Source organism: Ruegeria sp. K11, assembly GCF_056531905.1.
Genome location: NZ_JBQFMP010000007.1, coordinates 91,736 through 116,892, shown reverse-complemented (window position 1 = coordinate 116,892; position 25,157 = coordinate 91,736). Strand labels below are relative to the sequence as shown.

General features: G+C 56.8%; 20 protein-coding genes. 14 read left to right on the top strand and 6 right to left on the bottom strand.

Going from position 1 to position 25,157, the window contains the following annotated elements:
- Positions 1-51: 51 nt before the first annotated feature.
- Entirely contained in the window at positions 52-3,888 is a 3,837-nt protein-coding gene (locus ACR0K4_RS12820) for an Ig-like domain-containing protein (RefSeq protein WP_480854285.1), read from the bottom strand.
- A 220-nt stretch (positions 3,889-4,108) separates the two neighbouring features.
- On the opposite strand from ACR0K4_RS12820, the gene ACR0K4_RS12815 reads away from it, so the two are divergent.
- A complete protein-coding gene (locus ACR0K4_RS12815) occupies positions 4,109-6,154 on the top strand; it encodes a M10 family metallopeptidase C-terminal domain-containing protein (protein ID WP_480854284.1) in 2,046 nt (681 codons plus the stop codon).
- 12 nt (positions 6,155-6,166) lie between these two features.
- Here ACR0K4_RS12815 and ACR0K4_RS12810 read toward each other — a convergent pair whose 3' ends face one another.
- The 4 genes from ACR0K4_RS12810 to ACR0K4_RS12795 form a co-directional block, all read right to left on the bottom strand.
- The gene (locus tag ACR0K4_RS12810) at positions 6,167-7,474 is read right to left on the bottom strand and encodes an HlyD family type I secretion periplasmic adaptor subunit (RefSeq protein ID WP_480854283.1); all 1,308 of its coding nucleotides are present in this window, start codon (positions 7,472-7,474) and stop codon (positions 6,167-6,169) included.
- Complete coding sequence (locus tag ACR0K4_RS12805) at positions 7,474-9,213, bottom strand: type I secretion system permease/ATPase (RefSeq protein ID WP_480518821.1); 1,740 nt, start codon at positions 9,211-9,213, stop codon at positions 7,474-7,476. Before ACR0K4_RS12805 ends, ACR0K4_RS12810 begins: the two co-directional genes overlap by 1 nt.
- 248 nt (positions 9,214-9,461) lie before the next feature.
- Complete coding sequence (locus tag ACR0K4_RS12800; RefSeq protein WP_480854282.1) at positions 9,462-11,897, bottom strand: GcvT family protein; 2,436 nt, start codon at positions 11,895-11,897, stop codon at positions 9,462-9,464.
- A gap of 33 nt (positions 11,898-11,930) precedes the next feature.
- Positions 11,931-12,965 (bottom strand): LacI family DNA-binding transcriptional regulator, encoded by a 1,035-nt coding sequence (locus ACR0K4_RS12795; protein ID WP_480854281.1) that lies wholly within the window; start codon positions 12,963-12,965, stop codon positions 11,931-11,933.
- 135 nt (positions 12,966-13,100) lie between these two features.
- Here ACR0K4_RS12795 and ACR0K4_RS12790 point away from each other — a divergent pair, with 135 nt between their 5' ends.
- The 11 genes from ACR0K4_RS12790 to ACR0K4_RS12740 all read left to right on the top strand — a co-directional run bounded on the left by ACR0K4_RS12790 (position 13,101) and on the right by ACR0K4_RS12740 (position 22,131).
- The gene (locus ACR0K4_RS12790; RefSeq protein ID WP_480854279.1) at positions 13,101-13,286 is read left to right on the top strand and encodes a hypothetical protein; all 186 of its coding nucleotides are present in this window, start codon (positions 13,101-13,103) and stop codon (positions 13,284-13,286) included.
- A 22-nt stretch (positions 13,287-13,308) separates the two neighbouring features.
- On the top strand, positions 13,309-14,454 hold the full coding sequence (locus ACR0K4_RS12785; protein ID WP_480518813.1) for a TRAP transporter substrate-binding protein: 1,146 nt from the start codon (positions 13,309-13,311) through the stop codon (positions 14,452-14,454).
- A 112-nt stretch (positions 14,455-14,566) separates the two neighbouring features.
- On the top strand, positions 14,567-15,079 hold the full coding sequence (locus ACR0K4_RS12780) for a TRAP transporter small permease (protein WP_480518811.1): 513 nt from the start codon (positions 14,567-14,569) through the stop codon (positions 15,077-15,079).
- An 11-nt stretch (positions 15,080-15,090) separates the two neighbouring features.
- Positions 15,091-16,419: a TRAP transporter large permease gene (locus ACR0K4_RS12775; RefSeq protein ID WP_480854278.1), complete on the top strand. Its 1,329-nt coding sequence runs from the start codon at positions 15,091-15,093 to the stop codon at positions 16,417-16,419.
- 12 nt (positions 16,420-16,431) lie between these two features.
- The gene (hisD, locus tag ACR0K4_RS12770) at positions 16,432-17,739 is read left to right on the top strand and encodes a histidinol dehydrogenase (RefSeq protein ID WP_480854277.1); all 1,308 of its coding nucleotides are present in this window, start codon (positions 16,432-16,434) and stop codon (positions 17,737-17,739) included.
- The gene (locus ACR0K4_RS12765; protein WP_480854276.1) at positions 17,732-18,493 is read left to right on the top strand and encodes an SDR family NAD(P)-dependent oxidoreductase; all 762 of its coding nucleotides are present in this window, start codon (positions 17,732-17,734) and stop codon (positions 18,491-18,493) included. Before hisD ends, ACR0K4_RS12765 begins: the two co-directional genes overlap by 8 nt.
- Complete coding sequence (locus ACR0K4_RS12760) at positions 18,490-19,470, top strand: zinc-dependent alcohol dehydrogenase (protein ID WP_480518805.1); 981 nt, start codon at positions 18,490-18,492, stop codon at positions 19,468-19,470. Before ACR0K4_RS12765 ends, ACR0K4_RS12760 begins: the two co-directional genes overlap by 4 nt.
- Before the next feature lie 23 nt (positions 19,471-19,493).
- Positions 19,494-19,904 carry a universal stress protein gene (locus tag ACR0K4_RS12755; RefSeq protein ID WP_480518803.1) on the top strand — a complete coding sequence of 137 codons (411 nt, stop codon included), beginning with the start codon at positions 19,494-19,496 and terminating at the stop codon, positions 19,902-19,904.
- A 48-nt stretch (positions 19,905-19,952) separates the two neighbouring features.
- Complete coding sequence (locus tag ACR0K4_RS12750) at positions 19,953-20,459, top strand: sulfopyruvate decarboxylase subunit alpha (protein ID WP_480518801.1); 507 nt, start codon at positions 19,953-19,955, stop codon at positions 20,457-20,459.
- Positions 20,456-21,010 carry a sulfopyruvate decarboxylase subunit beta gene (comE, locus tag ACR0K4_RS12745; RefSeq protein WP_480854275.1) on the top strand — a complete coding sequence of 185 codons (555 nt, stop codon included), beginning with the start codon at positions 20,456-20,458 and terminating at the stop codon, positions 21,008-21,010. Before ACR0K4_RS12750 ends, comE begins: the two co-directional genes overlap by 4 nt.
- Positions 21,010-22,131 (top strand): alpha-hydroxy acid oxidase, encoded by a 1,122-nt coding sequence (locus ACR0K4_RS12740; RefSeq protein ID WP_480854274.1) that lies wholly within the window; start codon positions 21,010-21,012, stop codon positions 22,129-22,131. The genes comE and ACR0K4_RS12740 overlap by 1 nt, the downstream gene beginning before the upstream one ends.
- Here ACR0K4_RS12740 and ACR0K4_RS12735 read toward each other — a convergent pair whose 3' ends face one another.
- Positions 22,132-23,013, bottom strand: coding sequence for a GntR family transcriptional regulator (locus ACR0K4_RS12735; protein ID WP_480854273.1), 882 nt, complete (start codon positions 23,011-23,013; stop codon positions 22,132-22,134).
- Positions 23,014-23,182: 169 nt separating this feature from the next.
- Here ACR0K4_RS12735 and mgrA point away from each other — a divergent pair, with 169 nt between their 5' ends.
- Together mgrA and ACR0K4_RS12725 are read left to right on the top strand one after the other, a co-directional pair.
- A complete protein-coding gene (gene mgrA / locus ACR0K4_RS12730) occupies positions 23,183-24,220 on the top strand; it encodes an L-glyceraldehyde 3-phosphate reductase (RefSeq protein ID WP_480854271.1) in 1,038 nt (345 codons plus the stop codon).
- Between the two features lie 28 nt (positions 24,221-24,248).
- Positions 24,249-25,151, top strand: coding sequence for an NAD(P)-dependent oxidoreductase (locus tag ACR0K4_RS12725; protein WP_480854270.1), 903 nt, complete (start codon positions 24,249-24,251; stop codon positions 25,149-25,151).
- Positions 25,152-25,157 lie beyond the last annotated feature (6 nt).

Genomic DNA, 25,157 nt, shown 5'->3' with positions numbered 1-25,157 from the left:
GTTACAAATGGGCGTGCGGAACGGGCCGCAACGCGCAATGGTATTGGGAGATCAGGCTGTTGCGCCTGTCGGATCGCTGATCAGAATGTTGTCAGCCCTCAGATCATTGAGGTCAGACAGATCATCGAATTGCGCCATTTTCTGAACCGAGGCTACATTTGGTGCCGAGTAATCGACCTTAACCAACACACTGTCAGCGCCGTCTGTAGCTAAAAGATACAGTTCGTCGCCGGACTGCGCCCCTGTCAGGGCACCAGCTGCGGTCGCAATTGCGTTTTCACCAAGATCCGACAGTACAGAGCTCAACGCGACAAACCCCGTATCAGCGCCCAGTGTGCCGCCCGAAGATAAAACCTCGATGTCGGTGCCATGGCCCCTTAACGCGCTGGTATTAAGCCCCTCAAAAACAAGGGCGTCTGAAAAATTCGCTGCCTGTCCCAAGTTAAACCCGGTTATTGTGTCGAAACCATTGGCGGCTGCGTCCGCTTCGATAACCACGACATCCCGCCCTGCGCCCGAGACATCAATAGCATCATCGCCACCACCACCGCGCAGAACATCGTCAACGTTGCTTCCAGTCAGGGTATCTGCGCCGGTTGTACCCAGATGAAATTTGCTTGGCCCACCATCGGCCGTCTTGATCGACAAGGTAATTGGCTGACCAGGTGTTTGGATGGTCATGGAAAAGGTCACGACCGGTTGAGACAAGTCACCATAACTGGTCGCTGCGCCGCCGAACTTGATCGTGTCGGGACCCGTTTGGTTGGTGAGGAACAGATCAAAATCAGAGTTTTCAACCTCGGATCCGCTGTCAAAAGTGACGATGGAAGGGTCAAAACCCAATTCGGCATCAAACGCCAGTCCGCTGGAGATATCGCGCCCGGAATCGGCGTAAACCTCAAAAGTGATCGTTGATCCGCTGCGTCCGGCCTCGACAATGACATAGGCGGATTGGGTGTGGGCAAAAACCTGTTCGCCAGCGGGTGCGGGATCGGGCCCGCCGGAAACCGTCGCCTGAACGGTAAAGTCCAGTGCATCTCCGGCGGCAGAGCTTGCGAAAGCAGTGTTTGGAACTAGAAGGCTCCAGCCACCATCCGAACCGACATTTGCGTTTCCGACCGAAGAGCCATTCAAAAGAATATCGACAACCTGACCGGATGATAGGCCACTGGAACTGCCCGAAACCGTTATTCCACTGCTTTGAGCATTTTGCAGATCGACCGAACTGTTCATTCCGATTGGGCTTATTTGCAGAACCGGAGTGAAATCCGTGGTAAAAGTCGTCGTTGCGTTCGATGACATGTTGCCCGCGTCATCCTCGACCGACGCTGAGATCGTAAATTGGGTGGCATCAGCCAAGACGGCCAAATCTGAGGTAGGGATGGTCGCTGACCATGTGCCGCTTGAAACTACGGCCGAATAGTTCAATCCATTCAAACTGACGGTCACGGATTGACCATCCTCGGCCGTCGTCGCGCCAGACACGCTCAGATCAACGCCCCTTTCGACAATATCAAGGACGGAACCGATCGACAAAGGGTTCAAAGCAACAGTTGGAGGTGTAAAGTCAGTCTGAAAACCTGCTGTGGAACTGGTGTTGTTTCCTGCCGTATCAGAAACTGCGGCGACAACGCTGTAGGTTTCTCCATCCGCTAATGCACTCAGCGCCGACGCCGTCGCGGTATAAGACCAGCTTCCCCCTGACACTGTTGTGGTGCCGGAAACATCAATCGTGCCATCCGGCCTTTCGATCTGGACGGACACCACTGTTCCATCTGAGCCGTCGGATGATCCTGCGATCACAAGATCTGTGGCCTGCTCTGAGGCGTTCATGACCGCCCCGTCTGACAAAGATGAAATCGTCAAACTCGGCGCTGTGAAATCCGTGGTAAAACTGCCCGAGGCTTGGACCGCCGGATTGCCCGCCGCATCGGTAACATCAGCCAGAACGGAAATGTTTGCGCCATCTGAAAGCGCGCTGAGTGCCGATGCCGGGACGGTCACATTCCATGATCCGCCAACGGCAGAAGTGGAATACATCTGACCATTCATGGATACCGTCACCGTTTGACCGTCTTCCGCCGAAGTCGAGCCTGTGATTGTGAAATCTCCGGCTTGTTCGACCGCATTCATGATGCTGCCCGTCGAGAAACCATCGATACTCAGGCTGGGGGCCGATGCGTCTTTGGAGAAGTTTATACTGCTTTGGGGTGCGGCAAGCCCGTCGGAGTCCGTGACATCCGCAGTCAAAGCGAAACTGCCTCCGTCCGTCAGACCGGCAAGATCAACTGCCGGGATCGAAATGGACCAATTGCCTCCTGACACCGCACCTGTGTAAGTTTTTCCATCCAGGGACAGCGTTACAATTTGGCCGTCCGATACATTGCCCGTGGTGCCCGTGACACTCAGGTCTGACCCTGCTTCGGCAGCGTTTAACACTGCGCCCACGCTGAGAGGCGCGATCGCGACAGAAGGGCCCGTCAGATCGACAGGAACGGAGACGTTGACAGAATTGGCAGGATTACCTGCCGCATCGCTGACGGAGACACTGAAAGCAGCAGGCGATCCTGTGGTTAACCCCGACAGATCAGCGTTTGGGATCGTGACGGACCAAGCACCGCCAGATGCCGCGCCCGTGTATGTCTGGCCCCCGAACCAAAGCGACACGACCTGACCGTCTTCGGCGGTCGTTGTCCCTGTAACAACCAGATCGCCGGTGGTATCCACAAGGTCAATCGAGCCTCCTGCGACTGGGTCCAGCGTCAGCAACGGCGCGTCAAAGTCAGTCTGGAAGCTGGCCGTAGCCTGAGCCGCCGGATTTCCAGCCCGGTCCGACACATCTGCGGTCACCGCGATTACCGAACCGTCCGAAAGAGTTGCGAGATCCGAGGCGGGAACATCTACAAACCAAGCCCCGTTCAAAGCGATGCCAGTATAGGTCTGCCCGTCAACAGAGACCGAAACGGTCTGCCCGCTTTCGGCAGAAGTCGTGCCCGATACCCGCAAATCGGTACCTTGCTCGATAGCGTTAATAACAGCGCCCGCTGAAAAGGTCGTTACAGCGATATCCGGCGGAATCGTATCGACAAAGAACTCTTTCACCGACGACGCGAGCTCGAGCCCGCCTGAGTCATAGCTTTTGACAATAACAGACTCCGTGCCTTGCGGCAGCCCCGCTGCCTCGACCTCTGTCAGAGACACATTCCAACTGCCATCTGGCGCAGGCGTTACGGTTTTTGTTACCGACCCGATTGTCACGTCGAGCGTAGCGGCACCGTCGGGTGCCGTGGTGTTTGTGCTGGTATTGCTCAGAGCGCCAGCTTGCAGATCCGCAAGATTCAGACTTGGAGGGCGCGGCGCAGTGGGCGCGCTTTCCGTTTTCTCATCGTCATCGTTGTCGCTGCCGCCGCCTCCGCCGCCACCTCCGGCAGCGGCCGCGCCAGCGAGGCCAAGCCCGCCCAAGGCCAGCCCGACGCCGCTAATGCCGCTGGCCGCGGCTGTGGCGGCACCCGCTTCGGCCACGGCGCTCAGCTCAGCGATTTCCAACGCCGAGGCTTCCGCGATCATCACTGTCCCGTTGTCCAGTATCTGAACATTTTCCGCCGCAACTCGCAGCGTTCTGCCATCGGTCATAACCAATTGCACATCGCCATTCGGAAGAACCTTTGCTGACTGGACACCGGGAATGGCTTCTGCAAACTGAAATTCGGCCAGCTCAGCGTCGGTCGCTTGAGCCAATGCAGGCAGGGCCAAAAGAGTCGACCCCAGACCGCCCAGCACACCACGGCCCGAAGCGCGCTTTAGCTTGGCGTCTATCCATTTTTTAACCCGGCGCGCCTTGGTGCCATCCATTGGTGTAACGTTATTTGAAACGGTTTCTTTGGTCATCGTGCCCTCGCGTCGGATAACCCTACAAAGCCAAGCAGCAGATCACTCCGTAAGAGGAACTTTGTTTGTTTTGCCAACTGGTACTTCATAGGTTCGAACCAGAAAAATTGAGTTAATCTGAAACTGAACTCCCTGTTTTCACCACATTTCCGCTCGGGTTTCGGGCGGAGCATCTGATCATCTGCCTCTGGGTGCCAAGGTTGGCGTGGGGTGATGACACATGATGCTTCAGGTCGAAAGAGTGGTCGCAACGGGGACCGCAGCGCTCGATTCAGGTATCGGCGATACGGCTTTAAAAACGTTTAACGGCGACACCTATCTTTACAGCGTCACCGGAAAAGGCGGCGGGATCGTGTCGTGGCGGCTCGTCGATGGTGCTGCACCGCAAATAGAAGATCAGCAGTATTTCGACGTCTCGATTGCTCCGTATGTTGGACGCATCGGCATGCCAGTTACGCTCGCAGGCAAGGACAAGCTGATTCTCGACGTCAGCACTGCGACAGGGCTGGTCGGATATGATCTGAACCCGGACGGTACGCTGGGTGCGTTGGTGGAAACAGACAGCCTTACATCAGGCGGAAGCATAACCGGCGCCGTCCAGCTTTCGGTTGGAGGGACCGGCCTGCTGACACTGGCACATCAAGCGACCGGTCAGATTGGATCTTATTGGATTAACAGCGACAGCTCGTTGACACCCGCAGATGTTTTGGCCGGGCACGCAGACAGCCTGAAGTCACTGCAAGTCGGTAGCCAAAGTTTTGTGGTTGCCTCCGACTCGGCCAGCAGCACCATTCGCGCCTATTCAGTAAACCAGAGCACGGGCGCGTTGGGTCAGATCGATGACCAGAATGCCATTCAGATGCTGGGTATCAACGCGCCGACCTCCATCGAGGTCACGCAGGCCTATGGGCAATCCTGGGTCGTGGTGGCTGGCTCCGTATCCAATTCGCTGAGTGTCATGAGGCTCGATGCCACCGGGCAGCTCATTCCAACCGATCATGCGCTTGATACGTTGCACACTCGGTTCGCCTCGGTGCAAGACTTATCGGTTGTCAAAGTCAACGGGCATGTATTTGTGCTGGCCGGAGGCGGGGATGACGGGATCACCTTGTTTACGTTGACCCCTGACGGGCAATTGATCCACCGGGACAGTATCGCAGACACTCTGGCAAGCGGCTTGCAAAACGTTGAAAGCCTGACTGTGGCTCATATCGGCGAAGAGTTGCAGATTTTCGTGGCCTCGCAAGAGGATGCTGGGCTGACGCAACTGAGCGTATCGGTTGCGAATTTGGGCATAGTAACCGAAGGCTATGGACTTGTATCGGGAAGCGCCGGAGATGATCTGCTCAGCGGAGGGCTCCTGGATTCGACACTGATCGGCGGTGGCGGGGATGATATTCTGATCACAGGCACCAGCGCCACAACTATGACCGGCGGGGCAGGGGCAGACATCTTTGTCATCCGGCAAGACAGTGGACGGACCACGATCACGGACTTCCAGGCAGGTCAGGACCAGTTGGACCTGACCAACTATGCCTTCCTTCGATCTCCGGCGCAGTTGAGCTTTACTTCAACATCCCAGGGCGCACAAATCCAGTATCAGGGAGAGGATATTGAGCTTGTATCGGCATCCGGCGGACCCTTGACCAGCACTGACGTCTTCGGGTCCGGATTCACGGGCGCAGACCACATTCCCACAACCCTGAACAGCGGGCCGGACAATAACGCCGCCCCGGGAGTGCTCGGGCATGTCACGATTGACTCCCGGGCACCAAATGACAGCCTGCGCGGAGCCGAGGTTCAGTTCACCCCTGCTGGCGGCAATATGATCACCGCCCAAGCCAACGCTATGGGACAGTTCGATCTGGGTCTTCCCGATGGCACATTTGCCGGCCAACTGGATATTCTCAAATCTTATTCGACAGCAAGCAACGAAATCACCGCACTCGACGCTTTGCAGGTCCTGCGCATGGCGGTTGGTCTTGACCCGACATGGGGCCCCGCAGCCCCGGAGAACTGGATTGCGGCGGACATAACCCGAGACGGAACCGTCACTGCGTTGGATGCACTTGCGGTGCTTCAGGTGGCCGTTGGCCTCCCCACGCCCAATGAGGCGGGTTGGGTCTTTCTGGATGCCAATACGGACCTTTCGGGGATATCCAGATCTGCGGTGAACTACCAGACTGGCGCGCCAGTTACGGTTGTCGATGATGTATTTACCGCTGATATGACATCCATTCTGTTGGGAAATCTGGAAGCGGTTTGAACCAGGACAACCCTATTCACGAAACGCACGATAGAAATAATCCGAAAGCGGTTTGATCAGATAAGACAACGGAGTGCGCTTGTCGGTCTTGATCATGGTTTCAACCGGCATACCGGGCAATAGGGCCTGGCCGTTCAATCTCTCGATCTGACCTTCGTCAGGAACCACTTCGGCGCGATAGAAGGTGAAACCCGTTGCCTCATCAGTGAAGGTGTCAGCCGACACGTTCATGACGCGGCCCTCAAGCTCGGGTGTTTCGCGTTGATTGAACGCGGTGAACCGCAGCGCGACCTCTTGCCCTTGATGCAATTGGTCCACATGCACCGCGTCCACACGTGCAGCCACAAGCAGTGGTGTATCCTGCGGCACAATATACATCATGGGCTCGCCTGGCTGAACAACCGACTGAATGGCAAAGACCTGACTGTCATAGACCGATCCGGTGACCGGAGAGCGAATGTCCAAACGTGACAATCTTTCTTTCAGGGACAGCCGACGCTCGGAAAGCTCCGCCACGCGGGCTTCAACCTCTCTCAGCTCGGTAATCGCTTCTTCCCGGCGTGTGGCCTGCAATTCAACAATCTGTATCTCGGTGGATGCGATTTCACCGGCCAACCGAGCAACGGCAGATTCCAGACGTCCAATTTCACCCGTTAAATTTGCCTCTTCGCGCAGTAGGGCGGAAACCCGACTGGCCTGAGTCAACCCCCTTTGCAACAGGTCCTGCTGGTCCTTCAACTCGTCTTGGATCAGCTCTACCTGAGTACGTAAAGATATCAGTTGAGCGTTGGTGCCATCGATTTCATTCTCAATCTGTACCTTTTGCCTGCCCAACTGCTCGATCTGTTGAGTCAGCGTTTCCAGCCGTGCCCCGAACAGGCGTTGTTGGCCGGCCAATAGCTCTGCATCGATAAGCTCAGCATTCTGCAGTTCGTTCAACCGGGCCGACAACTCTGACGCATCGGCCCCGTCCCGCTCTGCCTCAAGCCGGGTTTTTCGGGCCAGCAACTCGAACAATTGCGCTTCGACGATCGTTTTTTCCGAGGCCAAGAACGTGTCATCCAGCCTGAGCAGCAATTCGCCCTGCATGATCACGTCCCCGTCTCTGACGAAAATCTCACCGACCACGCCACCGTCGGGGTGTTCGACGACCTGACGATTGCTCTGCACTTCGACAACGCCGGGCGAGATGATCGCACCCGAAAGCTCGGTCACGATGCTCCAGACACCCAGTCCCAGAACGAGCACGACCAAAGCCAACAGACCAACCGTGGCCGGGAATGTTATGCTCCAAACGGGTTTTTCAAATTTATCGGCCATCACTCGCCCACCTTGTTCAGGTGCCGTTTGATCAGATTTGCATTCTGCACCATCGTGTTCAGCACTTCATCCCGCGGGCCCGATTTAACGATTTGGCCCTTTTCTACAACAGCCAGATCGTCACATTCGGAAATCGCCTGCGGTCTGTGGGTCATTATGATCGCGGATTTTCCCGCCAGTTTAAGGGTTCGAACCGCCGTGTTCAGCGCCATTGTCCCATCGGCATCCAGGGCCGAATTCGGTTCATCGAGGATCAGCAGAACCGGGTCGCCATATAGTGCGCGTGCCAGCGCAATCCTTTGCTTTTGACCACCGGACAACTGGCTGTCATTGCCTTCCAAAAACGTGTCATAGCCCTTCTCCAGCCCCAGAATCAGGTCGTGGGCATTCGCCATTTTGGCGGCGGCAACGACGGCATCGGCATCAGGTGTCTCGGACATACGCGCAATATTCTCGGCAACCGTGCCATTAAACAAAGTCACCTGTTGGGGCAGGTATCCTATGTGACTTCCCAAATCATCCGGGTCGTATTGGTCCAGCGTGGCACCGCCCAATCGGATTTCGCCTGCCGCTGGCGGCCAGAGACCCAGCAGGGCTTTGGCCAGCGTCGTCTTACCGGAGCCGCTTTTCCCAATAACACCCAGGGCTTTGCCTGGTTGCAACTGGAGCGCTGCGTTGCTGAGGGTGGGGGAGTCCGCACCTGGGGGGACCACCGTCAGTCCTTTGGCGATCAGTTCTGCCTTGGGTGTCGGAAGTTTGGTGCGTTTCACCTCGGGCGGCGTTTCGTCCAGGAACTTGTTCAGGCTGATCCACGAGGTGCGCGCACGTTCGATCAAGGCCCATTGCCCAACTGCCATTTCCACCGGAGCCAGGGCGCGACCCAACAAAATAGAACCGGCAATCATGGCGCCGGGAGTCATTTCGTTGCGCAGCACCAACCATGCGCCTAGCGCCAGCATCGCGGATTGCAGGAACAGCCGCAGTGACTTGGTCAGCGACGAGAAACTGCCCGTCCAATCATTGGCCGCAATGGTCTGAGACAGCGCCTCGGATCGCTGTTTCAACCAGCGTTTTGACACATCCGCCTGCATCCCTTGCGAGCGCACGACCTCGGCCGCTTGACGGGCATGTTCCGAAAATCCGTTTGCGCGCGCAGTCGCACGCTGTGCCTCGGCAACTTTCTGACGCGTCAGGGATTGGTTCACTACGGCTATGACGATCAGAATCGCACCGCCTGCAACGGATAACCATCCCAGCAAGGGGTGGAACAGAAAAATCGCGGCCAGGAACACCGGTGTCCATGGAATATCCATTACCGCCAACAAAACCGGCGAAGAGCACAATGTCCGAATGGACTCCAGATCGCGCAAGGCCGTTGCGGGGGCGGATCGAATTTGCGGGATCAAAGCTCGGCGCATCGTGCCCTCAAAAACACGTTCATCCAGCGATGACTGAAATTGTGCCCCGAACCGCGCAACGATCCGCCCGCGCGCATAATCCAGCATAGCCATCAGTGCATATAGCAGCGCGACCAGCAAAAACAGGGCTGACAGGGTTTCGACCGAGCGTGAGGACAAGACCCGATCATAAACCTGAAGCATGAACAGCGGGCCTGTCAGCATCAGCAGGTTTACAAATATGCTGAACAGAAACGCCAGCGCCAGAAATCTGTTGCCCTGCTTGCGCACCTTCTGCAGCTCATGCTGCGGCGACACCGGTGGTCGGTTGATATTGCTCACGCGGTTTTGTCCTCAATCGCTTCCAGGAAGCACCCATCATTATCCAGCCTTCATCCCCGGAAGGCAGGTTTTTTTGCACTATATCTTTGCGCATCACCCTGAACAACGGGCGTGTCAAAATCGTTAAGCGCGATTTGGCCTGTTTCGGGTTCTCAGCATCCTTGTGTCAGCAAGAAGGTGCCAACGCGCACCTTTTGACGCCACGTTAGACGTTCAAGACCTAGATGGCCTGTTGGGAATCTGGCTGATCAGGCCCGAAGCAACTCAAAACCAGGGTCATAGGGTGAAGGCGCGATGACCTGAGCCTCAACTCTCTCGCCGCACATATCCACTGACAAAACCGACCCCTCGCTTGCAAATTCTGGCTGAACAAATGCATAGGCCAGGTTCTTCTCTACCCTGTACCCCCACGCGCCCGAGGTGACTGTCCCCACAACGCTGTTACCGACCATAACTGAAGCTCCGGCATGGGTTGGGGCATGTATCGCGGAAACATTCAATGTGATCAAGTGTTTGCGCGCCCTTTCCTTTTGGCGCGCAATCAGCGCATCGCGTCCGACGAATGGCCCTTTTTCTATTTTGACAAACCGCTCCAACCCGGTTTCAAAAGGGTCATACTCTGTAAGCAGATCGGATTTCCAATGCAGAAACCCTTTCTCCATGCGCATCGATTCCACTGCCCGCGCTCCAAATAAACGCATGCCAAACGATTCGCCTGCGGCGCGCAGGGCCAGATAGGCAGCATAGAGCGATGCGTTTGGAACGTGGATCTCATAAGCCAATTCGCCAGAAAAACTGACACTCATGACCGTGGCGGGTGCCTGACCGATGAAGCATGACCGCACCGATAGCCATGGAAAGGCCGCGCTGGACCAATCTGCACGGGAACATTCTGACAAAACCTGCCGCGAACGGGGTCCGGCCAGAACGAGAATCGTCTGATCATTGGTCAGACTTCGGATCTGCACATCTTCGGACGGAGAAAGGTTGCGGCACAGCCAGTCCATGTCATGGCTTTCGGCTGCCGCAGCCGAGCCGTACCAAACCCGGACTGGTCCCCGATCAGATGCCGGCAGATTGGCAACTGTTGCCTCGCCCTTGACCATGCCTTGTTCATTAAGCAGGTATCCCAGCCCCACGCGACCGTCGCGGCGGTTAACAGCCCCGCAAAACACGCGGTCCAGAAAGGTATGCCGATCGCTGCCGGTTATTTCAAAACGGTTGAACCCGTTTACCTCGCATAAACCGACGTTTTCCTGAACATTGCGCACTTCGGTCCCCACAACCTCAAACGCTTCATCAAAATCAAATGTCAGGGAGGGATGAAAATCCGGGGCAGGCTTGATATAATCGACACGTTCCCATCCATTTACAACGGTGAATTCGGCACCTTCTGCCGCAAGCGCCGGGGTGAGAGGTGTGGTCTTGGCCGGTCGTCCGGCGGGTCTGTGCTCGTGAGGAAAGTGAAAGCGGAACTCGTTCTGATAGTCTTCGATGGCCTTCAGCGCTGTCAGCTCTACATTGGCATGTCCGGTGAATCTGCGCGGGTCCAGGCACCAGGTGTCATAACATGCTTCGCCATGAACGATCTGCTGTGCCAACAGCCAGCCATGACCACCCCCTTCGCCGATGCCCGCGCGCAGACCAATAATGCAAAAGGCATTTCGTTTGCCCGGAATCGGTCCGACCAACGGCGCACCGTCGATCGTGTATGTAATCGGTCCGTTCACAACCCGTTTGATCCCGACCTCTGTCAACGCGGGCATGCGTTGAAACGCACCCTCCAAAACATCCATGACGCGGTCGAGGTCGTCCGGGCACAGATCGTTCGAGAAATCGGGGCTGATCCCCTCCATTCCCCATGTTTTGCAGTCCTGCTCGTAAAACCCGACCAAAAGCCCGTTTTTTTCCTGTCGGGAATAGAAATCGGAAATCGGGCATCGCAACAGCGGCATTCTGTGCGCGGCATCAATAATTGCCTGGATATCTTCGGTTACAAAATACTGATGTTCCATGGACGCAACGGGATGATGCACGCCCATCATCGCGCCGACTTCGTTTACCCGATATCCGCAGGCATTGACGACAAAATCCGCATCTATCGTGCCTTTGTCCGTCTCAATGGTCCACGTGTCATCCTTGTGCTGTGTCAGACCGGTGACCGCAGTGTGCCGATAAACCTCTGCCCCTGCCTTGCGCGCATGATAAGCCAGCGCCTGACACAGCTGAGCCGGATCGATATCGCCATCTTCGCTGTCCCAAAGTCCCCCGACGAGGTTCTCGGTTGAAATCAGCGGATGGCGACGGGCGCATTCCGCGGCATCAATGACCTCGAATTCTACGCCCATGCCTCGGGCCATCGAGGAAAAATGCCGATATCCCTGCATTTGCTCTTGGGTGTTGGCCAGACGAATGCCGCCATCCCCGTGATGGTATCCGACCGGATATTCGGGATCGTCCCGCAACTTCTTATACAGCTTGATTGAGTGAGATTTCAGCCCAACCATGGTCTGGTTCATGCCGAAATTCGTCACCTGTGCAGCTGAATGCCAAGTTGTGCCCGAAGTCAGTTCATCCCGCTCAATTAACACGACATCCGACCATCCTTCCTGTGTCAGATGGTAAAGCGTAGAACATCCGGCGATGCCGCCTCCGATGACGGCAACCTTGGTGCGTGATTTCATTTCCGTGCCCCTCTCGACATTCGTGCGGCGTATTCAACTGACCTTGGTCAGTTTTGCACGGGCAAGAGAGTCGCGCGACACAATATTTGTCTTTAACTGAACAGACTTGGCAGGTTTTTGCTGCTCGATCCTGTTGACCAGAGCTTGCGCAGCCTTACGCCCCATTTCGCGATGCGGCACATGCACGGTAGTCAGTCCGGGTCGCACGATGCGCGCCAGTTCAATGTCGTCAAACCCGGTAACGGAGACGTCCTGAGGCACGCGGATGCCCATCTCGTCCGCCTGCCGCACGGCCCCGGCGGCCAAAACGTCATTGCCGCACATCACCGCTGTCGGTGAGGTCTTCGCCGTCATCAAACGCCTGAATGCTTCGGCTCCGGCCTCGATTTCATAAGGCATTTCCAGGATTGCCAAGGCATTGGAGGGCAAACCATTCAAGCGCGCGGCGTCCCTGATACCCTCGATCCTAAGGCGTGCCCGATCATTCCCCTTGGTAATGCCCGAAATGACACCAATCCTGGTATGCCCCAGCCGGATCACCCGCTCCGCCAGCGCCTGCATCGCTTTTCTGTTGTCAAATCCGATGGAAGGCACAGGTTCACCCGGTTGGAACGACCAGGCTACAACAACCGGGACTTTTTGACGGTCCAGATAAGCATACAAATCGTCGTCACGATCATGCCCGATCAGCAAAAGACCGTCGGCCCCACGCGCCACAAGCTTGCGTATCTGCTCCTCCTCGATCGTGGGTTTGTAAGCCGAGGACGATACCAACAAGGTATATCCATGCAGGTAGAGCTCTTCCTGGAACGCCTGCAATCCTCTTGCAAAGATTGCGTTTTCCATCGTTGGAATTATCGCGCCAATCGTAAAAGAGCGTTTTGCTGCCATGACGCGAGCTGCGAAATTTGGTGTATATCCCAGCTTGTCCACGGCCTCCAACACGCGTTTGCGTGTGGCCTCAACCACGCGCTCGGGATCGTTCAGACATCGGGAAACCGTCGCAGTGGAAACACCTGCCATACGGGCGACGTCGTTCAGAGTCGGGGCTGATCGGAGATTTGACATTCTTGAATCTGATTATCGTTTTTCTCAATTGTAAGGGCGTTCGGGGGTTATGTGAAGTAATAATGTAAGCGCTTGCATTTACGATGTAAGCGCTTACAAAGAAGATCAGGGCCGATTCTACCGGGAGTCCGAAAAATGTTCCTTGCTGCATCCATCTTTGTATTTGCCATCTATTTTGCGAACGTTGCCATGGGCGCTTTCGCAAACAGCGCATTTCTTGGGGATGTCAGCGAGATGTTGGTTCTGTTCGCGGCGTCGATTCTGTTCGTTGTCGCAATTCTGAAGAAGGAGGCTGATCGCAACGCAGAACGCGAGAGCTGAACTTTGCTTGGGAGGGCAATTGATGAACAACGATAGAAATGAACTTGCGTCAGCAGAGCGCCGCAACTTTCTGAAACTCAGCGCCAGCGGTGCGTTTACCGCGGCATTGGTCGCCGGGGCAGGGGGGGTGTTGTGGTCATCCGAGGCCGCCGCTCAAACTGCAAAGGAAGAGCGCGAGCGTGAACAGGCCGCCGATCACGTGATGACCATCGCGACCGCCTATGTTCTTGGCGCATCGCGCAGCTATCCGATCATGCAGCTGGACCTGAAGGAAAACATTCAGAACGCCACGAACGGCAAGGTTTATGTCAAGCTTGCACCGGGTGGTCAGCTGGGCGCAGGTGGTTCGCTGGTCCAGAAAGTGCAAGGCGGCACCATTCAGGCCGCACAGCATTCGCTGTCGAACTTTGCGCCGTTCGCATCGACCGTTGATCTGATCAACATGCCCTATCTCTGCGGCTCGAACCAGAAATTCACCAACCTTGTGAATTCGGACACCTGGAAAAACGAAGTTCACCCCAAGGTCGAGGCCGCCGGGTTCAAGGCGTTGTTCTATGTGGTTATCGATCCACGCGTGGTTGCTGTGCGTCAGGGCGGCGACGCGGTCTTAACGCCGGGCGACATGAGCGGTATCAAGTTCCGCGTGCCCGGATCGAAGATGCTGCAGCAATACTACCGGATGGTTGGCGCGAACCCGACACCCGTGGCTTGGGGCGAGACTCCTTCGGCCATCAAGCAGGGCGTTGCAGATGCGCTGGATCCGTCCGTGGGCGCGCTGTTCGTCTTTGGTTTCAAGGACATCCTCAGCCACGTGACCTTCACGCAGGCGGTGCCGGACAGTCAGGTCTATTCCTGTAATCTGGAATGGTTCAACTCAATGCCCGCAGACGTTCAGGACGGCATCATGTGGGGGTCGGAAATGACCGCGCACCAGAACCTGTCCAAAGTGCCCTCGGCCCGCGCCTATGCCATGGCCGAACTCAACAAGGCAGGCGTGCAATTCCATTCGCTCAATTCTGATCAGTTGGCCGAATGGGAAAGCGCCGGCGGATACCAGAACGCAGACTGGGATCCGTTCAAGACCGAACTGGCCGGATCGATGGACAACTTCGAAAAGCTGGTCGAAGCCGCAGGCACGCAGGGCAAATACTACGTCCACGACGCATAACAAACAGACGGCGGGCGCAGCAATTGCGCCCGCGATCTTCCTTAGCAGCCGGACCTGAGGCGGGCCCGTATAAGAAGGCTTTGGCCCGGCTGCTCTTTTGCCGAGGGACAGGATGACGTTTCTTCAAAACATAGACCGCAACGCCGAACGCTGGCTGCTGCTGGTGTTCTACGTGATGCTGGTCATCACCATGGCCATCGAGGTTCTGCGGCGCGAGATCTTTGCATTCTCGTCGATCTGGGGCGAAGAGATCGTTCGTTACTCCTTTATCTATCTGGCCTGGATCGGGGCGGCGGCCGCGGTCAAGGAACGGGCCCATATCCGCATTGACGTCATCATGCACTACCTCGGGCCGCGCCCCAAGGCACTGCTGTATATCTTCGGCGATCTGGTGATGTTCGTGGTCGCGGTGATCGCTTTGTACTGGTCCTATGAGGCGGTGCATGTCTCGGCCAAGTTCGGCTCGGTCACGGACGGGCTGCGGGTGTCGAAGGTCTGGTTTCTGATGGCCGTTCCCACCGGTTTTGCGTTGATGATCTGGCGGCTGATCCAATCGCTCATGCGCGATCTGAAATGCCTGCGAGACGGTAAACCCGTCTTCGAAGGCGACAAGCTGTTTGACTGAGGAGAGATCGGATGCTGTGGAATTCCCTCAATCAAACTGTCGAGCTGGGCTGGGACTTTTACCTGCCCGTGATCCTGTTCGTTGGTCTGATCGCACTGGCCGTGCCCGTCTGGGCCGCCATCGGCACCGCCGCGATTGTGATGCTGGTCATGTCGGGCGATCTGCCGCTGAGCCTTGTGGGCGAAAGCCTGTTCACTGGTATCGACGCCTTTGCCCTGACCGCCGTGCCGCTGTTCATCCTGACCGGAGACGTGCTGGTCCGCACCGGCCTGTCGCGCAAGTTTCTGGACGTGGCCGAGGCGTTGACCTGTTTTGCCAAGGGCGGCTTTGGTTCGGCCACCGTTCTGGTCTGCGGCATGTTCGCGGCCATCTCGGGCTCGGACGCGGCGGGGGCTGCAGCGGTGGGTCGGATGACCATCAATCGTCTGGTCGAAAGCGGCTATCCCCGCCCCTATGCCTGTGCGCTGGTGGCCGCCGGGGCCTGTACTGGCATCCTGATCCCGCCCTCGATTGCCTATATCATCATCGGTCTGGTGCTGGGGATATCTGCCTCGACCCTGTTTCTGGCAGCGCTGATCCCCGGTCTGGCCATTCTGGTCTCAATCCTGGTCACCAACATCATCATGAATCGCCTTTATGCCTATGAGGGCGGCGGCATGATGACGATGGGCGAATGGCTGGCCAATCTGGGCAAAGCGCTGAAATCAGGCTGGTATGCGTTCATCGTGCCCGGCATCATCTTCTACGGCATCTTCTCGGGCCGCCTGACGCCCACCGAGGCCGGCGCGACCGCCGTGGTTGTCACCATCATCATGGGCTTCATCCTGCGCACGCTGACGCTGGCCGATTTCCCCTCGATGCTGGTGAGTTCGGCCAAGGTAAACGGGGTGATCCTGCCGATCATCGCCTTTTCCGCCCCGCTGGCCGAGGCGTTGGCGATCATGGGTGTACCGCAAGGTTTCGTGACCGCCGTCACCTCGCTGACGGACGATCCCTATTTACTGATCCTGCTGATGATCGGCATCCTGATCGCTGCCGGATGCGTCATGGAAACGACGCCGAATATCGTTATTTTGGCCCCCATCCTGAAACCTCTCGCCGACAATATCGGCATGAACGAGATCCAGTTCTGCATCATGATGATCACCGCTTTGGGAGTCGGCTTTATCACACCTCCGCTGGGCCTGAATCTTTTTGTGGTCTCAGGCATTACCGGCGAGTCCATCCTCAAAATCGCGGCGCGCGCCGTACCTTTTGTTTTGACAATGTTGATTGTGGTCATTCTGATCGCTTACGTCCCAGCTGTGTCGACCACGCTGCTTCCCGAAATCTACCGATAGGACCTGCCAACGATGCCTCGTGAATACCTGAAAAAGGCAACGCTTACCCCGCAATCTCATGCGTCCGAGGTTCATGACACGGTCAAGACGATCCTTGCCGATATCGAGGCGGGCGGCGATGCCAAGGCGCTGGACTACGCGGTCAAGTTCGATCGCTACGAAGGCAACGTGCTGATGGCTGCGGACGAAATCGAGGCTGCCTGCGCGCGGGTTCCGGAAAAACTCAAGGCCGATATTCGGTTCGCACACGACAATGTGCGCCGGTTTGCCGAAACACAAAAGGCGACGGTGTCTGATGTCGAGATGGAGATCGTTCCCGGGTTCGTCGCAGGCCAAAAGGCGATCCCCGTGGATGCGGCAGGGTGCTATGTACCCGGAGGACGGTATAGCCATATTGCCAGCGCAATCATGACCGTGACCACCGCCAAAGTGGCCGGATGTCGACATATAACCGCCTGTTCTCCGCCGCGACCCGGCGAAGGCGTCGCGCCTGCAATCGTTTATGCCGCGCATATCTGCGGCGCCGACAGCATTCTCGCGATGGGCGGTGTGCAGGGTGTCGCGGCCATGACATACGGTCTGTTCGGACTCCCCCGCGCCAATATCCTAGTAGGACCGGGTAATCAGTTCGTGGCTGAAGCCAAGCGAATTCTTTATGGTAAAGTCGGGATCGACATGATCGCCGGACCGACTGACAGCCTGATTCTGGCGGACGGAACATCAGACGCGCACGTAGTTGCCACGGATTTGGTCAGCCAGGCCGAACATGGATACAACTCACCCGTCTGGCTGGTGACGGATGACCGGGGTTTGGCAGAAAAGGTCATGGCGTTGGTTCCAACTCTTATTGCTGATTTACCTGAGTTGAACCGGGAAAACGCCGCAGCTGCATGGCGTGATTATGCCGAGGTTATTATTTGTTCGGATCGCGAAGAGATGGCGAAATGCTCGGACGAATACGCGCCGGAACATTTGACGGTGCAGGCCGAAGACCTCGACTGGTGGCTGAATCGCTTGACCTGTTACGGATCCCTGTTTCTGGGCGAGGAAACAACCGTTTCATATGGGGATAAGGCAACGGGTACGAACCATGTTCTGCCCACATCAGGCGCAGCCAGCTATACCGGTGGTCTGAGTGTCCACAAATATATGAAAATCGTTACCTGGCAGCGCGCCACGCGCGAGGGATCAAAATCCATTGCCGTCGCAACGGCCCGAATTTCCCGGCTTGAGGGGATGGAAGGGCACGCCCGTGCAGCAGATGTTCGGCTGGCTAAGTATTTTCCGGATGAACAGTTCGACCTGACTGCAGATGGCTGATCCACGCGCGCTTTTCGACCTGGAAGGTCGCGTTGCATGTGTCACCGGGGCCAGTTCGGGCCTGGGACGGCAGGCGGCCAAAGTGCTGGCAGGTGCTGGTGCGCAGGTTGTCGGTGTCGCAAGGCGGGCCGAGGCGCTGGATACGTTGTGCGAAGAGATTGGACAGAATTGCGCCTCCGTGGTCGGGGATGTGGCTGAACGCTCAGCGATTGGCGCACTGACGGCGGCCATTTCAAACAGGTTCGGCCCGCCGGACATCGTGGTTCACGCCGCCGGAATTAACACCCGCCAACCCGCCGATGAAGTGACTTCGGACGGGTGGGACGCAACGCTTGCCCTGAATCTCAGCGCGCCGTTTTTCCTGAGTCAGGCAATGGTCCCGGCGATGAAGGAACGTGGGTGGGGGCGCATTGTGAACTTTGCTTCCTTGCAGACGACCAGAGCCTTTCCCGCTGGCATCGCTTATGGCGCGTCAAAGGCCGGGATCGGCCAACTGACCCGGGCCATGGCCGAGGCCTGGTCGCCGTTCGGCATTACAGCCAATGCGATCGGGCCCGGTTTCTTTCCCACCGAACTCACGCAATCGGTGTTTGATGATCCTGAACGGGCGCAGCGCAACGCCGCTCAGACTTGCCTGCAACGCAATGGGCGGATGGAGGATATCGACGGTTCAATCCTGTTTTTGTGTTCGAAAGCATCGGATTATGTAACTGGTCAGGTCCTGATGGTGGACGGAGGGTTTACAGCGAAATGAAAGCACTTGTGTATGAGGGTGTCGAACAATTGTCCTTTCAGAATGTGCCGGACGCAAACCCAGCCGAAGGCGAGCATCTGATACGGATTGAGGCTGTGGGCATTTGCGGATCAGACATGCACGCTTATCTCGGGCACGACGCGCGGCGACCCGCCCCCTTGATCCTTGGGCATGAGGCCGCCGGGATCATCCAAGGTGGGCCAAAGGACGGAACACGGGTGACGATCAACCCACTGGTGGCTTGTGGAACTTGCGATGCATGCCGGACGGGCCGCGAAAACCTGTGTGCGCATAGGCAGATAATTTCAATGCCACCGCGGGAAGGGGCTTTTGCCCAATACGTTTCCATGCCCTACAGCAATCTGGTCGAAGTGCCGGATCATGTCCCGTTGTCCAAAGCCGCTTTGGCCGAACCCTTGGCTGTCAGCTGGCATGCCGCACGTCTTGGGCTGACGGCGCTGCACCCTGAGGCTCGGTCCAATGCCCTGATTATAGGCGGCGGTGCTATTGGCTTGGCTGCTGCCTTGGCTCTGAAGGCGATGGGCGTCAGGGAGGTAACGATCACCGAGCCGAATTCTGCACGACGGAACTATCTGAACACGCAATGCGGCTGCCGCGCTTTGGAAACGTCCCATGAAACCTACCCGTTGGTGGTTGATGCCGTCGGATTTGCCGCCACCCGAGTCACTGCATCAGCCAGCGCTGAACCCGGCGGTGTCATTGTACATATCGGACTGGGGGAAGATACCGGCGGGCTGGATGTACGACGCATGACCCTGCAAGAGATCACGTTTATCGGCACATACACCTACACTGCGCAGGATTTCCGCGACACCGCACAGGCCATATTCGAAGGCAGGCTGGGACCACTGGACTGGATACAGCAACGCCCTTTGTCTGAAGGGGCGGAAGCGTTCCGTGCAATCCGTGCTGGCGAAGTGGCCGCGCCCAAGATTATCCTGAAGCCCTGGGAATAAGCCCGCCCAAAATGGAGATGACCATGTATCAGAAGATTCTTGTCCCAATGGCTCTGGACCACGGCATATCGCAACACACACTGAAAGTGGCCCGGGCACTTTCCGGGGACGGAGCCGAGATTGTGGCCTTGCATGTTTATGAAATGCCGCAAGGGTCGGTGAATGCCTATCTCGACAAGGACCTGGTGTCCGAAGGATTTCGTGCCGCCACGGCTTTGCTGAATGAAAAACTATCTGGCATCGGTGGGGTCAAAGCGGAAATCGTGAAAGGCCACACCGCGCGCACGATCATCGATTTTGCCAACGAGCAGGATTTCGACTGCATTGTCATCGGTTCGCATAAGCCGGGCCTCAGCGACTATTTTCTGGGATCAACTGCATCCCGGGTTGTACGTCACGCGCATTGCGCCGTGCATGTGCACCGCAGGCCTTAACCCGTAAATCGCGCCCTTTGCGCCTCAGACAGGACTTTCAGACCGGAAATGAACATAGACAAGAAGATCACTGACGATCTGGTTGCAAACGATGTCTCGTTTGTGACCACCGTTCCGTGCAAGCAATTGGCGGGTGTTATCGCAGAAATCGATGCGCGCGACGGTGTTTTTCACATCCCTTCCAACAAGGAAGATGAAGGCATGGGCCTGTGCGCCGGGGCATGGATGGGGGGAAAGCGCCCCGCAATCATAATGCAGAACACAGCGATTGGCGTGACGATCAATACGCTGGCCACTTTGATCCAATATTACCGGATGCCGCTGCCAATGCTGATTTCCTATCGCGGTGAACTGCGTGAACCTATCGCGTGTCAGGTGGAAATGGCCGTACATACCAAAGCGCTGTTGGCACAGTTGAACATCCCCACCTACCACTTCCATCACCAGCAGGATGTCGAGGAACTGGACGCGATCCTGAAATACACCTTCATGTGCAACAAGCCGGTCGCCATCCTGACCGACGCCAATTTCTGGGGAGGCTATGGCGACCAATGATCCGTTCCGAGATTCTGAAAGAAATCGCCCCGATCCTGCGTGACCAGTTGGTTGTCTGCAATATCGGCATTCCCAGTCAGGAATTACACGCGATCGACGACCAGCCCAGCAACTTCTACATGCTGGGCACGATGGGGCTGGCCTCAAGCATCGGTCTGGGGTTGGCGCTGTCGCAGCCCAAACCGGTGATCGTAATCGATGGGGACGGCTCGGTGCTGACCAATCTGGGTACTCTGCCGACCATCGCCAACAACGTGGCCGACAACTACATCCTGCTGATCGTGGACAATGGCTCCTATGGCTCGACCGGCGATCAGCCCACCTATGCCGGGCAAAAGACCTCTCTGACCAAAATGGCCGAAGCCGCGGGTTGTGAGCGTGTGATCGAGTGTCGGGCCGAAGAGACCGGACGGGTTTTGCAAGACGCGCTGGACGCCAAGCAGATGACAATCATCGTCAGCAAATGTGAAAGCGGAAATGCCAAGATGCCGCCGATCACGATGGATCCGGTGGTAATCCGCGACCGCTTCATGAAGGCCGTTCAGGCTTAATGCCAGCCAGCGCCATCCACAGCGCCGAAGACGCCCGCCGCCTGGCCCGGCGGCGTCTGCCATGGATGGTGTTTGACTATATCGACGGGGCTGCGGGGGCCGAGATCGGAGCCGCTCGTAACCGGGCCGCACTGGATGCGACATGCCTGCGTCCGCGCATTCTGCGCGATGTCAGTCAAAGGTCCTTGGCAAGCGCCATTCTTGGCAAACCTGCGCAGCGTCCGTTTGGGATTGCGCCCATGGGAATGTGCAATCTGTCTGCGCCCGGCGCCGACCTCATGCTGGCAAGACTTGCCGCGCGATATGGTATTCCGTTGGGCGTCTCGACGGTCGCGTCCACATCGATGGAAAAGATCATTGAGGTCGCACAAGGCAACGCCTGGTTTCAGCTGTATTTCAGCGGCGACGGGTCCGGGACGTTCAAACTGGTCGATCGCGCGAAAGCCGCCGGCTACGATACGCTTGTCATGACCGTTGATGTGCCCGAGGTCGGACGACGACCGCGAGAGTTGCGCCACGGATTCCGTATGCCTTTTCGTATGGGCCCCCGTCAGTTTCTGGATTTCGCCCTGCATCCGCGCTGGTCGGTTTCGACTTTATTAAACGGCAAACCGCAAATGGCGAATTTCCAGAAGGACGGTTATGAATTTGACCGAACTGAAAGCCGCGCCAAAGCCACGTGGGACACGCTGGCCCGGTTGCGGGATCAGTGGACTGGCCATTTGGTGGTCAAAGGCGTTCTGGATGCCGAAGACGCAATCGCCCTGAAACAGGCCGGGGTCGATGCCATTCAGGTCTCAAGTCACGGCTCTCGGCAACTGGACAGCGCCCCGGCCCCATATCTGATGTTGCCGGAAATCCGCGAGGCTGTTGGTCCTGATTTCCCCCTGTTTTTTGACAGCGGCCTGAGATCAGGTGAAGACATCGTCAAAGTGTTGATGGCCGGCGCGGATTTCGCCTTTTTCGGTCGTATTCTGCAGTTTGCGATAGCCGCGGAAGGCGAGCGTGGTCTTGAACAGCTTTGGTCGGTTCTCAGTGATGAGATCGAAATTGCGATGGCCCAGATGGGTGTCACATCCATCGAAGAACTCAAGTGCGTTACTCGCCAGCCAGAGCTCTGATCATTCGCACATGGCGTTCATAAATCTGCGTCGGGTTGCAGACAGGTGCCGGTGCATTGCAGCGCGGGCCTTTCGTTTGTCCCGTTTCAGGATGTTGTCGATAATGACCAGATGATCCGTTATCGCCTTGTGATGGTGATCTGTCTGATCCTCCAATGGCCAAAGGTAGTGGTAATTGAAGATCATTGCGATCGCGTCCTGAAACCCGACAATTAACCCGTTTCCCGCCTTTTCATTGAGAAACCGGTGAAATTTCGCATCCAGAGAGGGAAAGTCCACCCCTGAGAAATCTGCATACGCCGAAAGCTCCCGATGTTCCTGCTGCAGACGTAACAACCCGCCCCAAAACGGATCTCCTTCGGGAATACAGCACACTTTCTCAATCGCGCGGCTTTCGAACAGTTCGCGAACTTCGTGAAGCTCCAGCGCATAGGTTTTGCTGACCCCCTCTAGAACCCATCGGCGCTGGTGATCCTTACGCACAAATCCAAACCGGCTGAGGCTGATCAGAAATTCCCGAACAGTCTGTACCGACACATCCAGTTGAAGGGCCAATTGCCCTTCGCTGAGATATGATCCGGGGGACAGTTCCTGATCCCTGATCTTACGCATGAAAGCGACCTCCAGCGCATCGCGCACCTCCATCGTCTCGGATCCCGGGAAATAATCTGACTGTGACGGCTGGCGCAGCTTTTCGTATGACTGACCTTTGAGAACCACGATGTCTTGCGCCTCCAACCGGGTCAGTATGGATCGAACGGTGGTTCGGCTGACGCCAAGTTCGCGAGCCAGCATCGATTTGTTTTCGATCGAAGCCTCGGCCACCAGCCTGTCCAGCATTGTGTTATATGTGTTTTTGAAAACGCGATCCGGGCGCGGCATCCAAGCGGTCCTGACTGTTCAATAACGTGGTTTTAACCCAGTTAAAGACATTTGAGAACAGCGTCTCGGTCCCATAATATCTGGCGACCACTTCTTTGATCGTCTGCTGAGGCTGAACCGACAAAAGTGCTCAGCTGGACATACCAAGCTATTAGACAGGACAGTTCTAATGACCCATTCCCGCTACGTGCCCAATGCGGCGCGGTATCAGAACATGACCTATAATTCCTGCGGAAACAGCGGGTTGAAACTGCCCGCGATTTCGCTGGGTCTTTGGCACAACTTCGGGGATGACAAACCCCACAGCCTGAAACAAGACCTGTGCCGTACGGCGTTTGACCTTGGGATCACGCATTTCGATCTGGCCAATAATTATGGTCCCCCGCCGGGCAGCGCCGAAGAGGCTTTTGGTCAGATTCTGAAAACAGACTTTGCGGCCCATCGTGACGAATTGGTTATCTCATCCAAAGCCGGATACGAAATGTGGCCCGGGCCTTATGGCGAATGGGGCAGCCGGAAGTATCTGATTGCATCCTGTGATCAAAGCCTCAAACGTATGGGATTGGATTACGTCGACATCTTCTATTCGCACCGGCACGATCCCAACACGCCCTTGGAAGAGACCATGGGCGCATTGGATCAGATCGTCCGTTCGGGCAAAGCGCTGTATGTGGGCATCTCTTCCTACAACTCCCAGCGCACGCGGGAGGCGGCGGCGATCCTGAAAGAGTTGGGCACGCCCTGCATTATCCACCAGCCCAGCTATAACATCATCAATCGATGGGTTGAAACGGATGGCCTGAAAGACACGCTGGCCGAGCTGGGCATTGGATCGATTGCCTTTACACCGCTGGCTCAGGGCATGTTGACCGGCAAATATCTGAACGGCATCCCCGGCGACAGCCGAGCACGTGGGGACAAATCACTGAATCCCAATCTGCTGTCCGAACAAACAATCGCGAACCTGAAAAACCTGAATTCGATTGCACAACGGCGCGGGCAAACGCTGGCACAGATGGCGATTGCCTGGGTTCTCAGGGACGGAGGAATTACCAGCGCGTTGATCGGCGCCTCAAGACCAGAGCAGATCACCGATTGCGTTGGCGCACTTGGCAATACACAGTTCACCGAACAAGAACTGGCCGAGATTGATCTCTATTCGGCCAATGGTGACGTAAATCTCTGGACGCAATCGTCTGAGTCCTAAAGTAGCCCGATGTCAGAAAGGAATTCTCATGTCTAAACCCGTTATAGGCTTCATTGGTGTTGGTTTGATGGGTCATGGCATGGCCAAGAATATCGTGGAAAAAGGGTATCCTTTGGTCGTCATGGCCCACAGGAACCGTCAGCCCGTAGACGATCTGTTGCGACGGGGCGCGACCGAGGTGGGAACGGCGTCGGAGATGGCGCAGCAGTGTGACATTATCCACCTATGCGTTTCCGGAAGCCCGCAGGTCGAGGAGTTGATACGCGGACCGCAGGGCATCCTTGCATCGGGAAAGAAGGGGCTCATTGTCATCGATTGTTCGACCTCTGATCCTGTCTCGACGCAACAGTTGGTCGAAGAGCTGCGTCAGGCCGGAATGGATCTGGCCGACGCACCACTGGCACGCACCCCGAAAGAGGCCGAAGCCGGAACGCTGGACGCGATGGTCGGTGCCGCGCCCGAGACTTTTGAGCGGATCAAGCCGGTGATAGACTGTTGGGCCGGTCTGGTCGTGCATCTGGGTGACGTCGGGCTGGGGCATAAGGTCAAGCTGATCAACAACTTCCTCGCCATGGGTTACGCGGCGATGTATTCCGAGGCGCTGGCGATTGCGCGCAAGTCCGGGCTGAGCGTCGAGCAAGTGGATTCGATCATCCGCCCCGGCCGTCTGTCCAACGGGTTCTATGAGACCTTCATGAAATGGACGCTTGAGAAGGACGAGAACGCCCACAGGTTCACCATTACCAACGCGCACAAGGACATGCGGTATCTGGCCAATCTCGCCAACAGCGTGGGGGCGGTGGCACCCATGCAGGCAGACATCAAGAACATCTTTGCGGCCATGGATGCTGCAGGGCAGGGAGATCGCTATGTCCCGATGCTTGCGGATTTCGTGGCCCAGGTGAATGGGTTGACCGACGAGGAACGTTAATCCCGG

Bases quoted from the DNA above. Each gene is read 5' to 3' on its own strand.
- ACR0K4_RS12790 (WP_480854279.1), top strand. From the start codon at position 13,101: ATGTTCCTTGCTGCATCCATCTTTGTATTTGCCATCTATTTTGCGAAC.
- ACR0K4_RS12755 (WP_480518803.1), top strand. From the start codon at position 19,494: ATGTATCAGAAGATTCTTGTCCCAATGGCTCTGGACCACGGCATATCG.
- ACR0K4_RS12780 (WP_480518811.1), top strand. From the start codon at position 14,567: ATGACGTTTCTTCAAAACATAGACCGCAACGCCGAACGCTGGCTGCTG.
- ACR0K4_RS12810 (WP_480854283.1), bottom strand. From the start codon at position 7,474: ATGGCCGATAAATTTGAAAAACCCGTTTGGAGCATAACATTCCCGGCC.
- ACR0K4_RS12800 (WP_480854282.1), bottom strand. From the start codon at position 11,897: ATGAAATCACGCACCAAGGTTGCCGTCATCGGAGGCGGCATCGCCGGA.
- ACR0K4_RS12725 (WP_480854270.1), top strand. From the start codon at position 24,249: ATGTCTAAACCCGTTATAGGCTTCATTGGTGTTGGTTTGATGGGTCAT.
- ACR0K4_RS12740 (WP_480854274.1), top strand. From the start codon at position 21,010: ATGCCAGCCAGCGCCATCCACAGCGCCGAAGACGCCCGCCGCCTGGCC.
- hisD (WP_480854277.1), top strand. From the start codon at position 16,432: ATGCCTCGTGAATACCTGAAAAAGGCAACGCTTACCCCGCAATCTCAT.
- ACR0K4_RS12815 (WP_480854284.1), top strand. From the start codon at position 4,109: ATGATGCTTCAGGTCGAAAGAGTGGTCGCAACGGGGACCGCAGCGCTC.
- ACR0K4_RS12765 (WP_480854276.1), top strand. From the start codon at position 17,732: ATGGCTGATCCACGCGCGCTTTTCGACCTGGAAGGTCGCGTTGCATGT.
- ACR0K4_RS12760 (WP_480518805.1), top strand. From the start codon at position 18,490: ATGAAAGCACTTGTGTATGAGGGTGTCGAACAATTGTCCTTTCAGAAT.
- comE (WP_480854275.1), top strand. From the start codon at position 20,456: ATGATCCGTTCCGAGATTCTGAAAGAAATCGCCCCGATCCTGCGTGAC.
- ACR0K4_RS12820 (WP_480854285.1), bottom strand. From the start codon at position 3,888: ATGACCAAAGAAACCGTTTCAAATAACGTTACACCAATGGATGGCACC.
- ACR0K4_RS12795 (WP_480854281.1), bottom strand. From the start codon at position 12,965: ATGTCAAATCTCCGATCAGCCCCGACTCTGAACGACGTCGCCCGTATG.
- ACR0K4_RS12775 (WP_480854278.1), top strand. From the start codon at position 15,091: ATGCTGTGGAATTCCCTCAATCAAACTGTCGAGCTGGGCTGGGACTTT.
- ACR0K4_RS12735 (WP_480854273.1), bottom strand. From the start codon at position 23,013: ATGCCGCGCCCGGATCGCGTTTTCAAAAACACATATAACACAATGCTG.
- mgrA (WP_480854271.1), top strand. From the start codon at position 23,183: ATGACCCATTCCCGCTACGTGCCCAATGCGGCGCGGTATCAGAACATG.
- ACR0K4_RS12750 (WP_480518801.1), top strand. From the start codon at position 19,953: ATGAACATAGACAAGAAGATCACTGACGATCTGGTTGCAAACGATGTC.
- ACR0K4_RS12785 (WP_480518813.1), top strand. From the start codon at position 13,309: ATGAACAACGATAGAAATGAACTTGCGTCAGCAGAGCGCCGCAACTTT.